The sequence below is a fragment of the Saccharothrix sp. genome, assembly GCF_031180885.1.
In the GTDB taxonomy this organism is placed as follows: Bacteria; Actinomycetota; Actinomycetes; order Mycobacteriales; family Pseudonocardiaceae; genus Actinosynnema.
In genome coordinates this window covers 1-13405 of sequence record NZ_JAPSLK010000097.1, presented here as the reverse complement: position 1 = coordinate 13405, position 13405 = coordinate 1, and the positions used below count along the sequence as shown (strand labels likewise).

The window sequence follows — 13405 nt, the reverse complement described above, 5'->3', positions numbered from 1 at the left end:
TCCCCGTGTCGCCAAAAGGTCCCCCCAAGGGGCCAGGCGCGCCAAGAAACCACACCACCGCCCCGTCAAGCACGACGGCCCGCCCACCATCCGCATCTATAGCCCAAACCTAAAGTAAGCGGCATTGGCCCGAAGGGCTACCACAGATTTCCCGGGTGCAGCCGAAATTTTTTGTGAGGAACGAGCAAAAAATTTTAGCGGCACCCGGGAAATCTGTGGTCGGCTTTGCCGGGTCATGCGGGGGTGACACAAGCAAGAAGCCCCCGCAGTTGTAGTTGTGTCATCCTTGGCGGCTCGCCCGCCGGCGAGGCTCTTTAATCTTTAGAGCCGCGCTTACGCTCTCAAATCCACGCTTCGCGCGTGTAGACGCAACGCGCTCCGCGCCACTGGAGGAGGAACGCGCTTCGCGCTCTTGAACCGCGCTGACGCGCTCTCAAGCCGAACGCGCTGCGCGCTCTCAAGATCAAAAGCGGCGCTCGCCGCGCGGCAGGCCCCCGGGGGTGGAAGAGCGTCGGTTCGTCCCCGTACGGCCTGCCGGAGGCAACCACGCTTTGGTCTTTTGTGCAACCGGTAAAGCGTGGTTGCACAAAAGACCAAAGCGTGGTTGGGCTTCGCCCAGGCCGTACGGGGACGAACCGAGGCCCTTCCTGTGGCTTGGCAAGCCCGATCAAAAGCAGCGCCTGCGGCGCAAAAGCAGCCGCTGCGCGGCGAAAGCGGGCGGCTCGCGGCGGAGGGCTAGTCCCGGCCCCGGCCGGTCTTCTCCTGGAGCCGGTCGATGAGCTGTGAAGCCTCCACCTTCGTGAGGTTCTCCGGCACATCTTCACCCGCCTCCTGGGCGAGCGTGTGCAAGTACGACTCCTGCGGGCCGGTCATCGGCTCGTCGCCGGTGGTCCAGTCCTCGGGGTCCTTCTCGGGCGTGCGGTTCACGGGCCTCTCCCTCCACTCGAACGCCCGTTCGAGTACCCGGGAACAGAACCGACCTAACCCTACGAACAGAACCGACCTAACCCCGCGAACGGGACCGGCCTAAGCCTCGAGGACCGGCTCTTCAGCCCGCCGAGCCAGATCGCACACCGCGGCCAGGCGGAGGGTCGTCCAGTCCGCGTGCGCCCACTCCACGATCGACGGCAGGCTCCAGCCGTGCGCCGCCGCCTCGTCGAGCACCCCGCGCGCGTACCCCGCCAGCAGGATCGTCGCCGCGGCCGCCGGCGCCCCGTACGCGAGGATGTCGCGCACCGACGCCGCGTGCTGGTCGATCGCCGCGAGCACGCCCACCGGGGCCAACACCGCCGTCGCCATGCCGATCTCTGCGCCCAGCCGGTCGAGGAAACGACGGGCGGACATGTCCCTCCAGCCACTCACAAGCCCGACACCCTACGCTGTGCGGGGCGATCGACCCACCATCGAACATCTGTTCTAGGATCACGGCCGGGTCGAGCCGGATGCAGAGAGGAAACGAGAACGTGCAGGCGGACACGCTCGTGGAGCAGGAAGACCAGGTGGACGCCGTGCCGGCGGCCACGCAGCAGGAGGAGGCGCCCGCCACCCCGGAGGCGCCCGAGGCCGAAGCGCCCAAGGCCGAGGCGCCCGCGCCCAAGCCCGCGAAGGCCAAGGCCACCAAGAGCACGGCCAAGAAGACCCGCACGGTCGAGCTGACGCTGACCGTCACCGGCACCGCCGACGGCGAGTGGCAGGCCGACCTGGTGCACGGCACCAAGCGGGTCGTCCAGGGCCTCGTCATCCCCGCGGCCGCCGTGTCCAAGGCGGCCAAGGAGCTGCACGAGGACATCGCCGGCGGCATCGAGGAGGTCATCGAGGCCGCCCGGTCCCAGCACCGCACCCGCATGGAGGAGCTGGAGGCCGAGCTGGCCAAGGTGAAGGCCGCGCTGGCCGAGCTGAGCGAGTGAGCCCGGCGGTGGGGGCCGCCTGATTCGAAGAGGCGGCCCCCACCGTCCGAGCACCAACCCGTGAACCGGGCCGGCTGCGAGCGACGGACCGGGCACCAACCCGCGGAGCGAGCCGGCTAGCGCGACGGGTCGAGGACGAGCTTGCCCGTCGTCCGCCTCGACCGCAGGTCCTCGTGCGCCTTCCGCGCCTCGGACAGCCCGTACTCGCCACCCGCGACGGCCCGCAGCTCGCCGGCCTCGACCAGGGCGAACAGCTCGTCCATCGCCCGGTGCACCACCCGCCCGGGCAGCTTGAAAGCGTGCGGCAGCCACATGCCGGCGATGGCCGTGGAGTGCACCAGCAGCTTGCCCAGGTCCACCGGCGACGGCCGTTCCCGGCTGGCCATCCCGTAGAACGCGAGCCGCCCGAACGGCGCCAGCGCGGCCACGCTCTGGTCGGTCACGGCGCCGCCCGTCATGTCCAGCACCACGTCCACCCGCCGGCCCTCGTTGGCCTCGCGCAGCGCGGCGGTCATGTCCTCGGCGGTGGAGTCCACGGCCACGTCCGCGCCCAGGTCCAGCGCCAGCTTGCGCTTGTCCTCGCTGCTCGCGGTCGCGATGACCCGCCCGGCGCCCCACTTCTTCGCCAGCTGCACGGCGATCGACCCGACCCCGCCCGCGGCGGCGTGCACGACGACCGTCTCCCCCGGCTCCAGGTGCACGCTCTTGCGCAGCAGCAGCCACGCCGTAGCGCCCTGCACGACCATGCTCAGCGCGGTCAGGTCGTCCACCCCGTCCGGCACGTCGAACGCGGTCGCAGCGGGCACGGCGGCCTTCTCCGCGTACCCGCCGAAGTTGGTCAGCGCCACGACCCGCCGGCCGTCGGGGGTGCGGCCCACGACCTCACCGCCGGGCACCAGCGGCAGCTCCATCTTGGCCAGGTAGGAGTTCTCCGCCTGGTGGGTGTCGGCGTAGTTCAGGCCCGCGCGGCTGACGTCGACGAGCAGTTCGCCGGGACCGGCGACCGGGTCGGGCAGGTCGACCTCGGTCAGCACCTCGGGTCCGCCGAACTCGGTGATCTGGATGGCACGCACAGTGGATCAGCCTTCCTGGGACGGGTCGTGCAGGGTCACGCGCTGCCCGGACGCGGTGCGCGGGCCGGGAGGGTTGGGGAACTTGAACGGCTCGCTGGGCCGGCCCGCCTGGACGTACCAGCACTGGCCGGTGTCGCCGGACCGCAGCACCGACAGGTACGCGTCCACCACGTCGTCCACGGTCAGGATCGGCATCCCGGCGGACTCCAACGTCTCCTTGAAGCCCGCGATGATGTCGGTGTCGGCGAACGCCGGGCACACCGCGTTGACGGCGACCCGGTCCGCCCCGAGCACCGGCCCGAGAGCACGCACGAGGCCGACGACAGCGGCCTTGTTGGCCCCGTACAACGGATCCATCGGCATCGCCATCAACCCGGCCATGCTCGCGGTGGCCACGATGTGCCCGCCGCCGCGCGCCTTGAGGGCGGGCAGGGCCGCGTGCACGCCGTAGACGACGCCGTCGAGGTTGATGCCCATCACCCGCCGGTACCGCTCGGCGTCGAAGTCCTCGCCCAGGCCGAAGCCGGTGGCGATGCCCGCGTTCAGCACGGCGACGTCGAGCCCGCCGAAGGCCTCGACCGCCGCCGCGACCGCCTGCTCGCCGTGCCGGGGGTCGCTGACGTCGCACGTGACGAACAGCCCGTCGACCTCGTCGGCCACCGCCTTGCCGCGCTCGGCGTCGACGTCGGCGACGACCACCCGGGCGCCCAGACCGGCGAGTCTGCGGGCCACCCCCGCACCGATGCCGTTCGCACCGCCGGTGACCCACGCGACCTTGTCCTGGAACTCCACCGCACGCCTCCCTTGGCGACATTCCGACCAGTCGGTATGGTCGTCGCACCGGACTGTGGCGTCAAGCCACGCCTGCCGGTAGTTTCCAAGCGCTTGCTTAGCCCGTAGATGAAGGCGCTTGCCTAGCCCGTATCTAGCCCGTATCAAGGAGGATTTCGTGGCCGAGACCAACGCACGGGTGGCCATCGTCACCGGCGCGGCGCGCGGCATCGGCGCGGCCGTGGCGACGCGGCTCGCGCAGGACGGCTTCGCCGTCGCGGTGCTGGACCTCAACGAGGAAGGCTGCGCCGACGTCGTCGGGAAGATCAACGCCGCCGGCGGCCGGGCGCTCGCGGTCGGCGTGGACGTGGGCGACAGCGCGTCGGTCGACGCCGCCGTGCAGCGGGTGGCCGACGAGCTGGGCGCGCCCACCGTGCTGGTCAACAACGCCGGCATCCTGCGGGACAACCTGCTGTTCAAGATGACCGACGACGACTGGGACGCGGTGATGACCGTGCACCTGCGCGGCGCGTTCCTGATGAGCCGGGCGGTGCAGAAGTTCCAGACCGAGGCCAAGTGGGGCCGGATCGTCAACATGTCCAGCACCTCCGCGCTGGGCAACCGCGGCCAGGCCAACTACGCCGCCGCCAAGGCCGGTCTCCAGGGCTTCACCAAGACGCTCGCGATCGAGCTGGGCAAGTTCGGCGTCACGGTCAACGCCATCGCGCCGGGCTTCATCGAGACCGACATGACCGCCGCCACCGCCGCCCGCGTCGGCGTGGACTTCGAGGAGTTCAAGAAGGGCGCGGCGGCGATGATCCCGGTCGGCCGCACCGGCACCCCGGAGGACATCGCGCACACCGCGTCGTTCCTGGTCAGCGAGGGCGCCGGGTTCGTGTCCGGCCAGGTCATCTACGTCGCCGGCGGACCGAAGGACTGAGGATGAGGACCTTCGCGAACCTGGACGAGCTGGCCGCCGCCAAGGGCGAGCACCTGGGCTTCGGGCCGTGGCACGAGGTCACCCAGCAGGAGATCGACCTGTTCGCCGACGCGACCGGCGACCACCAGTGGATCCACGTCGACCTGGAGAAGGCGGCGCGCGGCCCGTTCGGCGCGCCGGTCGCGCACGGGTACCTCACGCTGTCGCTGATCCCCTTGCTGGTGCGGGACATCTACACCGTGCAGGGGCTGACGATGGGCGTGAACTACGGCCTGAACAAGGTCCGCTTCCCCACGCCGGTCAAGGTCGGCTCGCGCATCCGCGCCGGGGCCGAGCTGTTCGAGATCACCGACGTGGCGCAGGGCAAGCAGGCTGTGGTGAAGGTGGTCGTGGAGATCGACGGCGAGCCGAAGCCGGCGTGCGTGGCCGAAACGGTCGTACTGCTGGTGCCGTGACCGTTCTAGGGCGCGCCCAGGAACCACAACCTGGGCGTGCCCTCGTCGGTGACCACGTTGAGGATGCCGTAGACGCAGCGGTGGCTGGTCAGGGTGCCCGTGTCGGGCAGGGCCAGCACCTCGACGCGGGGTGAGCCGGGTGCCCAGCGGGCCAGCTCGCCGTCGCTGGGCCAGTAGACGTGCGTGCCGCACCGCTCGACGTCGCGGACGGCGGTGTCGAGGACGATCACCTCGTCGCCGCGCCGGGCGGTGAGCGGGTTGGTCGTCAGTTCCCACTCGCCCAGGCGGGGCAACGGTTCTCGGTTGCCCACAATGGACACATCGGGGGTGGACGGGACGGTGAGCCACTCGCCGACCACTTTGACGCGCTCGGCGAGGCGGCCGGGCGGGGTGCGGGTGTGGGGCGCCGGACCGGGGAGGGCGGTGCCGGGTGCGGTGGTGAGGGTGGTGCCGGGCGGTGGTTCCGGGGGTGCGGCGGTCACCGGTGGGCGGGTCTGGTCGCGCAGCAGTGCCACGAGGGCCACCAGCAGGCAGGCGGCCACCACGACCAGCGCTTTCCGCCGCATTCCACCACTGTGCGCCTAGCCAACCGAACTCGGCAACCGCCATCAGGGGTGCAGCGACCCAAGCAGCAGCCGGGCCGCCGCCGCAAGCGCCTCCCCAGGTGCTCCCGCACGGCGACGCCCGGAATTGTCGGTGCCTCGTGCGATGATCGAACCGGGGGCCGGAGGCCAAGCCGTCAGGGCCGCAGCGAGCCCAGCAGCAAATCTGCGTAGTGCCGACCGATCTGCTTGGCCGTCAACGGCCCCGAGGCGTGGTACCAGGTGCCCAGGTGGTGGACGGTGCCGAAGAAGTAGTGCACGGTCAGGTCCGCCGGCACATCCGTCCGGAACACCCCCTCCGCCTGCCCCTCCTCCACCAGCGACCGGAACCGCTCGTGGTAGCGCCGCCGCTCGGTCCGCATGGCCCGCCGCTGCTTCTCCGGCAACTGGTCCGCCGACCGGAAGTACACCTTGGCCTGGTCGAAGTTCTCCACCGACGTCACCACGACGTCCACCGCCACGGCGTGCAGCCGCTCGGCGACCGGCCCGGCCCCGGACGCGATCTGCTCCAGCCGCTCGGTCTGCATCCGCAGCAGGCTGCCGTAGATCTCCTGCAGGAGGTCGTCCTTGGACCCGAAGTAGTGGTACATCGCGCCCTTGGTGACCCCGGCGAGGTCCACGATCTCCTGCACCGCCACCCGGTCGTAGCCCTTGTCGGCGAACAACCTGGTGGCGGCCCCGATCAGCCGTTCCGGCACAGATGCCATGCCGGCCAGCATAAACACCCGGGCCGCATGAACACCCGGGCAGCATGAACACCCGGGCAGCACGAACCACCTACTGGAACACCGCGATCGGCCGAACGACCAACTCCCGCGACCCGCCCCGCCACGCCTGCACCCGCCCCAGGCAGATGGCGTCGAACGGCCCGTCCGGCACGTTGGGGTCCAGCCCGTCCTCCTGGCACTCCACCCGCACCACGTCCCCGGTGTCCCCGATGGGCGCGGTGAGCACCGGGGCGTCCTCGGCCAGCTCGAACTCGCCCTTCACCAGCACGTACGACTTGAGCTTGCGCAGCCGCACCTCGCGCGCCTTGTGCGCCACCCGGTCCAGCACGGCGTTGCGGGTCACGGTCCGCTCCTCCAGGTCCACCCGCACCACCTCGCCGATCCGGTCCAGCGCGTCCATCAGCACGCCCACCACGGTGATCGGCTCGAACCGCTCCAGGTACGTCTTGACCACCTCGCGCCCCGACGACACACCCAACCCGCTCTCGGACAGGCCGGGCAGCGCGATCTTGCCGTCCTTGGTGGTGCCGACCCGGTCCACGACCTCCTTCACCACCGCGTCGCCGAACCCGCCCACCTGGTACAGGTCCATCACGTACTTGGCGTTGAGGTAGACCGTCAGCCCGGGCACCTCCCGGGTGGGCACGAACCGCCGCCGCGAGCGCCACGCGAGCACGAACACCCCGAGCGCGACCGGCACGGCCAGCGCGGTGACCAGCCACACCACCGCCCACGGCCACCACACCGACCACCACAGCGCCCTATCGACAGCCACGGATCTCCTCCACCGCCTCCGCCAACGACCCCTCGGTCGCCGGCACCAGCCGACCGCCGGTCTCGTCGGCCACCCGCGCCAGCTCCGCCGGATCGGCCTCGCCGAACGGGATCGCGTACGTCCGCACCGGCGCCCCCCGCCACGCGGCCAGGAACTCGTCCGGCCCGATCCCGGCGTTGTTCTCGCCGTCGGTCATCAGCACCACCGCGCCCTCCCCCGCCTGCCGGTAGGCGTGGTCGAGCGCCGACCAGATCGCCGTGCCGTCGCGCAGGTCGTCGGACGCCAGGAAGTCGTTGAGCGCGGCCACGTCCGCCGCCGACCGGATGGTCACGGCGTGCTCGGCCAGCACGGTCCCGGCGAACCGGACCACGGTGATCCGCTCGCCGACGTGGAACGCCTCGAACCCGCTCAGCGACGCGAACGCCGACCTCAACTCCGCGATCCGCGCGCCGCGCATGGACGTCGAGTAGTCCAGCGCGAACACCACCCGGCTGCCCCGCCCGGCCCGGTCGTAGGCGGCCAGGAGGGTGTTCAGGACCTGTTGCGCGGCCGGGAAGTACAGCGAGGTGCCCAGTTCCGCGCCGAGTTCGGCCGTTCGCGGCACGGTCGGGTCGACGGGCCGCCGCGCGGTGCGGCCCATGATGTCCTCCTGGGCCGGGCGGTCCCGCAGCCAGGCCACGACCTTGTCGTACACCGCGCGCTTGTCCGGGTCGAGCAGCATCAGCGGGTAGTCGGCGAGCACGATGCCGTCGCGCGGCCGGACCACCTCCAGCGGTTCGCGCAGCCGCCCGGAGGCGTTGAGCCGCAACACGGTCGACTCGTAGGTGAGGACCGCGTCCAGGTCGGCCTCGCGGGCCAGGTACTCGTCGAACAGGGACTCGGCGGCGGGCGGGTCCGGCGCGCGCCCGACGAGGAAGCCCTGGAGCTTGTCGCAGCGCACGTCCTCGTCGCGCAGCGCCGCCCCGGTGCCCGCGGCGGCCGTCGCGACCCCGATCAGCGCCGCCGAACCGCTGCCGGTCACCCGCGGGTCGGCCATCAGGTACTTGAGAGAACCCGAACCGGCCCGCGCGGCCACGTCCGCCCACGACGCCGAGCGCAGCGCGTCCGCCTTGCCCCGCTTCACCCCGACCACCACCGGGGACAGCATCACGCTGGTGGCCAAGGGGAGCCGCGCGCCGAGCAGCTTGAGGTACCGGGTGGACGACAGCCACGCGAGGTCGTGCCCGGTGCTCCCGCGCGCCAGTTCCTCGCTGGCCTTCACGGTCCCGCGCAGGTCGAACCTCAGCTCCACGCCGGTGTCCCGGCGCAGCCGCGCCAGCACCGGTTCCAGGTCGGCGAGTTCGGCGCTGGCCAGCACGGTCAGCGTCTGCGCGGGCGGCGTGGTGGCCGTGCAGGCCGCGAGCAGCGCCACCACCAACAGCAGGGCGCGCCTCACGTGCAGCCACCCACCTCGGTGATCATCTGCTCGAAGAGGTCGCGCGGCGGCAGCCACGTCTCGGTGTCGCCGACGCCGCTGCGCGGGCTGGGCAGGCCCCGGCCGCCCAGGTGCGCGGACAGCTCGCTCTGGTCGAACGACCCGCCGCTGCCGAACACCCGGAACCCCAGCTCCAGCGCCCGTTTGCGCAGGTCCGGTTCCCGGGTCACGAGTTCGCCGAGCCGACTGCCGGCCGGGGTGAACGCGAGCAGCTCGGGCACGGTCTCGTGCTGCGCCTCCGGGTAGAGCAGGACGCGCTCGCGGTCCGCCGCGCCCGTCCGGTCGAGCATCCGGAACTGGTGCGCCAGGTACTGGTGCTCGTAGATGACCACGACCGGGGCGAACGTGCGGCCCTCCGGCGTGACGTACTTCGGCGCCAGCTCCTCGCCGTGCTGCCCCTCGATGTCGAACAGCGGCTTGACGTCCCGGGCCAGCCGCAGCGCGTCCGACTCGTCCACCGGGGTCTGGTTGCCGTTCTTGGCGAACGCGAGCAGCCCCAGCCAGGTCGAGCCGGAGTACGTGCGGCACGGGTCGGGGGTCTGCGCGATGACCCGGTTGCTGTTGGTCACCGGGTCCTTGCCGCCCTTGCGCGGCAACTGGTTCCAGAACGTGCCCTGCTCGACGACCTCGATCAGCTTCGGCACGGACAAGTTGTAGTAGAAGCCGTCGCCGTCGGGCTGCGGCGTGATCACACCACGCTGCTCCAGCGCCTCGGCGTAGTCGCGGTAGGTGCCGAGCACGATCGGCGTGAAGAACGGTTTGTACGGGCTGGTGGTCTTGCCCGCCCGCCGCCGGTACACCAGCTCGGCCATGGACTGCCCGGACGGGAACACGAAGTCGAACGAGTGCAGGTCCTCGCGGTAGGCCAGGTCGCGCGACCCGACCGGCGTGATCTCGACCTGCACCCGGTGCTTCATCAGGATCCGGCGCACCTCCGGGTCCTGGAAGAACTCGCGCTTGGACGCCAGCATCCCCCGCACCACCGTGACGTCCTGCCACGGCAGCGCCACCGTGCCCGACGCGAACAGCGCGACCGCCCCGGTGAGGGCGGTCGCGACGGCGATGCCGAAGGGCAGCAGGAAGCGTTTGCGGCGGAAGACCGATCGGGGCGGGTCGACGACGGTGAAGCCCGGCTCTTGGTTCACGAATTCCCCCGTGTGGGACGAAGTCCTCACACAGGGTAGGTCGTGGAGCCGGGTTCCCGGGTTACAGGTCGATCAGCCGCCGATCGTCACGCCGCCGTCCACGACGAGCGTGGTCCCGGTGGTGTAACCGCCCGCGGCCGAAGCGAGGAACAGCACCGCGGCGGCCAGTTCCTCCGGATCGCCCGCCCGGCCGATCGGCAGCCGCCCGACGTGCGCGTCGAGGTAGCCGTCGGGGTACTGGTCGGTCATCTCCGAGGCGAAGAACCCGGGCGCGACCGCGTTGACCCGGATGCCCTTGCGGCCGGTCCACTGCTGGGCCAGGTCGCGGGTCAGGCCGATCAGACCGGCCTTGGACGCGGCGTACGCGGCCTGCGGCAGGCCGCCGGACACCAGGCCCAGCACGCTGGAGATGTTGACGATCGACCCGCCGTTGGTCATCACCGCGGCGGCGGCCTGGGCCATCCAGTAGGCGCCGTTGAGGTTGACGTCCATGACGCCCAGGAACTGCTCGGGCGTCTCCTTCGACGCGGGCACCGCCGAGGCCACGCCGGCGTTGTTCACCAGCACCCGCACGTCGCCGAACTCGGCCGCGGCGCGCGCGACCTCGCGGCAGTCGTCGGGCTGGGCCACGTCCGCGCGCACGATCAGCGCCCGCCGGCCGGCGGCCTCGACCAGGGCGGCGGTCTCCTTCAGCTTCTCCACCCGCCGCGCGGCCAGCACGACGTCCGCACCCGCCTCCGCGAGGCCCTTGGCGAACGCCACGCCGAGGCCGGAGGACGCGCCGGTGACGATCGCGGTCTGCCCGTCGAGCCGGAACTTGTCGAGGATTCCCATCAGCTGAGCCTTTCCAGGATGATCGCCATGCCCTGCCCGCCGCCCACGCACATCGTCTCCAGGCCGAACTGGGCGTCACGGGCCTGCATCCCGTTGATCAGGGTGGTCATGATGCGGGCGCCCGTGGAGCCGAACGGGTGCCCCAGCGCGATGGCGCCGCCGTGCACGTTGAGCCGGTCGAGGTCGATGCCGAGCGCGCGCCGGCTGCCCAGCACCTGCACGGCGAACGCCTCGTTGATCTCGACCAGGTCGATGTCGCCGATGGACATCCCCGCGTGCGCAAGCGCTTGCAGCGTGGCGTCCACCGGACCCAGGCCCATGATCTCCGGCGACAAACCCGACACGCCCGTGGACACGATGCGCGCCAACGGGGTCAGGCCCAGTTCGCGGGCGCGGGTGTCGCTCATGATGACCACCGCCGCCGCACCGTCGTTCAGCGGGCAGCAGTTGCCCGGCGTGACCGTCCCTTGTGGACGGAACGACGGCTTGAGCCCCTGCACCGCTTCCAGCGTCACTCCCGCGCGCGGGCCGTCGTCGGTGCTGACCACCGTCCCGTCGGGCAGGGTGACCGGCGTGATCTCACGGGCGAAGAACCCGTCCGCGATGGCCTTCTCCGCCAGGTTCTGGGACCGGACGCCGAACTCGTCCTGCTCACGGCGGGAGATGCCGAGGTGGGTGGCCACGTTCTCGGCGGTCTGGCCCATCGCGATGTAGTAGTCCGGCAACTTCCCTTCCGCACGCGGATCCGTCCACGGCGCGTTGCTCTCCGCCGTCTCCGCGGTGCGCTTTCGAGCTTCCCCGAACAGCGGGTTGAAGGGCGGATCGCCGTGACGGTAACGGGAAACGCACTCGACGCCGGCGCTGATGAACGCGTGCCCCTCCCCCGCCTTGATGGCGTGGAAGGCCATCCGGGCGGTCTGCACGGACGAGGCGCAGAACCGGTTGACCGTCGTGCCCGGCACGGTGTCCAGGCCGAGTTGGACGGCGATGCGGCGGGCCACGTTCTGGCCGTGCTCGTCCTGCGGTTCGGCGCACCCCAGGTGCAGGTCGGTGATCGTGGCGGGGTCCAGCTCGGGAATCTTGTCCAGCGCGGCCCGGATGACCTGCGCGGCCAGGTCGTCCGGCCGCAGGTCGACCAGCGAACCCTTGCGGGCCCGGCCGATCGGGGAGCGCGAGGTGGCGACGACGACAGCCTCGGGCATGACTCCTCCTGGTTACAGGCCGAGGTCGCGGCCGATGAGTTCCTTCATGATCTCGTTGGAGCCGGCCCAGATCTTGGTGACGCGGGCGTCCATCCAGGCGCGGGCCACGCGGTACTCGGTCATGTAGCCGTAGCCGCCGTGCAGCTGCACGCAGGCGTCCAGGACTTCGTTCTGGATGTCGGCGCTCCAGTACTTGGCCTTCGCGGCGTCCACGGCGGTCAGCTCGCGCTTGGTGTGCGCGATGGTGCACTGGTCCAGGAACGCCTGCGTCACGTCAATCTTGGTGACCAGTTCGGCGAGCAGGAACTTGTTGTGCTGGAACGACCCGATGGCCTGCCCGAACGCCTTGCGCTCCTTGGCGTACTCGATGGTCTCCAGCAGGACCTGCTTGGCGTGCGCCAGGTTCGAGATCGCGCCGCCGAGGCGTTCCTGCGGCAGCCGCTCCATCATGTAGATGAAGCCGCGGTCGACCTCGCCGATGACGTTCTCGGCCGGGATGCGGACGTCCTCGAAGAACAGCTCGGCGGTGTCGGACTCGGGCTGGCCGACCTTGTCCAGCTTGCGCCCGCGCTCGAAGCCCTTCATGCCGGTCTCGACGGCGAACAGCGTGATGCCCTTGGACTTCTTCTCCGGGCTGGTGCGGGCGGCCACCACGACCATGTCGGCGGAGTAGCCGTTGGTGATGAACGTCTTGGAGCCGTTGAGGATCCAGTCCGAGCCGTCCCGGACCGCGGTGCTGCGCAGGGCGGCGAGGTCCGAGCCGCCGGAGGGCTCGGTCATGCCGATGCCGGTGGTCAGCTCGCCGGAGCAGAACCGGGGCAGCCAGCGCTGCTTCTGCTCCTCGGTGCACAGGTCGACCAGGTAGGGCGCGACGACGTCGCCGTGGATGCCCAGGCAGCTCGCCACGCCGGCGCTGACCTTGCACAGCTCCTCGCCGAGGACGGTGTTGAAGCGGTAGTCGTTCGCGCCGCTGCCGCCGTACTCCTCGGGGACCTCCAGGCCCAGCAGCCCCTGCCGACCGGCCTCCAACCACAGCTCGCGGTCGATGTGCCGCTGCTCCACGTACTTCTCGTAGTTGGGCCGCACGGTCCGGTCGACGAACGCGCGCGCGGTCTCCCGGAAGGCGTGGTGGTCGTCCTCGAACAGGGTGCGCTGCACGTTCCCTCCACATACTAAGCGGTTGCTTAGGCCCTAAGCGTGTGCTTAGCCTGCGGTACGCTGTCGGCCCTTGTCAAGGAGGCCCCCATTGACCACCGCCGCGCACGAGTTCGAGCTGCTGGAGCACACGTGGCGCGACGTCACGCCGCCGGCGGCCCGACGGATGCTCATCGCCGCGGCGGCCGCTTTCGCCGGCCGCGGCTACCACGCCACGACCACCCGCGACATCGCCGCACAGGCCGGCATGAGCCCGGCGGCGGTGTACATCCACTACCGGTCCAAAGAGGACCTGCTGTTCCAGATCTCGCGCATCGGGCACCGGCGGGCGCTGGAGATGCTGA

General features: G+C 70.9%; 16 protein-coding genes. 4 read left to right on the top strand and 12 right to left on the bottom strand.

Annotation, left to right across the window (positions count from 1 at the left end; genetic code table 11):
• Nucleotides 1-735 precede the first annotated feature (735 nt).
• Together RIN75_RS42820 and RIN75_RS42815 are read right to left on the bottom strand one after the other, a co-directional pair.
• Complete coding sequence (locus RIN75_RS42820; protein WP_309117843.1) at nucleotides 736-927, bottom strand: DUF3072 domain-containing protein; 192 nt, start codon at nucleotides 925-927, stop codon at nucleotides 736-738.
• Between the two features lie 99 nt (nucleotides 928-1026).
• Nucleotides 1027-1344: a DUF6401 family natural product biosynthesis protein gene (locus tag RIN75_RS42815; RefSeq protein WP_309117842.1), complete on the bottom strand. Its 318-nt coding sequence runs from the start codon at nucleotides 1342-1344 to the stop codon at nucleotides 1027-1029.
• Nucleotides 1345-1442: 98 nt separating this feature from the next.
• Here RIN75_RS42815 and RIN75_RS42810 point away from each other — a divergent pair, with 98 nt between their 5' ends.
• On the top strand, nucleotides 1443-1907 hold the full coding sequence (locus tag RIN75_RS42810; RefSeq protein WP_309117841.1) for a DUF6319 family protein: 465 nt from the start codon (nucleotides 1443-1445) through the stop codon (nucleotides 1905-1907).
• 116 nt (nucleotides 1908-2023) lie between these two features.
• Here the strand turns inward: RIN75_RS42810 and RIN75_RS42805 are convergent, their stop codons facing one another.
• Entirely contained in the window at nucleotides 2024-2980 is a 957-nt protein-coding gene (locus tag RIN75_RS42805) for an NADPH:quinone oxidoreductase family protein (protein WP_309117840.1), read from the bottom strand.
• A gap of 6 nt (nucleotides 2981-2986) precedes the next feature.
• Nucleotides 2987-3772: an SDR family NAD(P)-dependent oxidoreductase gene (locus tag RIN75_RS42800; protein WP_309117839.1), complete on the bottom strand. Its 786-nt coding sequence runs from the start codon at nucleotides 3770-3772 to the stop codon at nucleotides 2987-2989.
• 157 nt (nucleotides 3773-3929) lie between these two features.
• Here RIN75_RS42800 and fabG point away from each other — a divergent pair, with 157 nt between their 5' ends.
• Nucleotides 3930-4691, top strand: coding sequence for a 3-oxoacyl-ACP reductase FabG (fabG, locus tag RIN75_RS42795; protein WP_309117838.1), 762 nt, complete (start codon nucleotides 3930-3932; stop codon nucleotides 4689-4691).
• Between the two features lie 2 nt (nucleotides 4692-4693).
• Entirely contained in the window at nucleotides 4694-5146 is a 453-nt protein-coding gene (locus RIN75_RS42790) for a MaoC family dehydratase (protein WP_309117837.1), read from the top strand.
• Nucleotides 5147-5151: 5 nt separating this feature from the next.
• Here the strand turns inward: RIN75_RS42790 and RIN75_RS42785 are convergent, their stop codons facing one another.
• From RIN75_RS42785 to RIN75_RS42750, 8 genes are all read right to left on the bottom strand, one after another.
• A complete protein-coding gene (locus RIN75_RS42785; protein ID WP_309117836.1) occupies nucleotides 5152-5712 on the bottom strand; it encodes a hypothetical protein in 561 nt (186 codons plus the stop codon).
• Nucleotides 5713-5885: 173 nt separating this feature from the next.
• Entirely contained in the window at nucleotides 5886-6455 is a 570-nt protein-coding gene (locus RIN75_RS42780) for a TetR/AcrR family transcriptional regulator (protein ID WP_309117835.1), read from the bottom strand.
• Between the two features lie 70 nt (nucleotides 6456-6525).
• Complete coding sequence (locus tag RIN75_RS42775) at nucleotides 6526-7251, bottom strand: hypothetical protein (RefSeq protein WP_309117834.1); 726 nt, start codon at nucleotides 7249-7251, stop codon at nucleotides 6526-6528.
• Nucleotides 7238-8686, bottom strand: coding sequence for a VWA domain-containing protein (locus RIN75_RS42770; protein ID WP_309117833.1), 1449 nt, complete (start codon nucleotides 8684-8686; stop codon nucleotides 7238-7240). The genes RIN75_RS42775 and RIN75_RS42770 overlap by 14 nt, the downstream gene beginning before the upstream one ends.
• Nucleotides 8683-9870, bottom strand: coding sequence for a hypothetical protein (locus RIN75_RS42765; protein WP_309117832.1), 1188 nt, complete (start codon nucleotides 9868-9870; stop codon nucleotides 8683-8685). Before RIN75_RS42765 ends, RIN75_RS42770 begins: the two co-directional genes overlap by 4 nt.
• Nucleotides 9871-9942: 72 nt before the next feature.
• A complete protein-coding gene (locus RIN75_RS42760) occupies nucleotides 9943-10704 on the bottom strand; it encodes an SDR family oxidoreductase (protein WP_309117831.1) in 762 nt (253 codons plus the stop codon).
• The gene (locus RIN75_RS42755; protein WP_309117830.1) at nucleotides 10704-11906 is read right to left on the bottom strand and encodes an acetyl-CoA C-acetyltransferase; all 1203 of its coding nucleotides are present in this window, start codon (nucleotides 11904-11906) and stop codon (nucleotides 10704-10706) included. Before RIN75_RS42755 ends, RIN75_RS42760 begins: the two co-directional genes overlap by 1 nt.
• Nucleotides 11907-11918: 12 nt before the next feature.
• Nucleotides 11919-13064, bottom strand: coding sequence for an acyl-CoA dehydrogenase family protein (locus RIN75_RS42750; protein WP_309117829.1), 1146 nt, complete (start codon nucleotides 13062-13064; stop codon nucleotides 11919-11921).
• 163 nt (nucleotides 13065-13227) lie between these two features.
• Between RIN75_RS42750 and RIN75_RS42745 the strand changes: the two genes are divergently transcribed.
• A partial coding sequence (locus RIN75_RS42745; RefSeq protein ID WP_309117844.1) for a helix-turn-helix domain-containing protein occupies nucleotides 13228-13405 on the top strand: 178 nt, incomplete at its 3' end.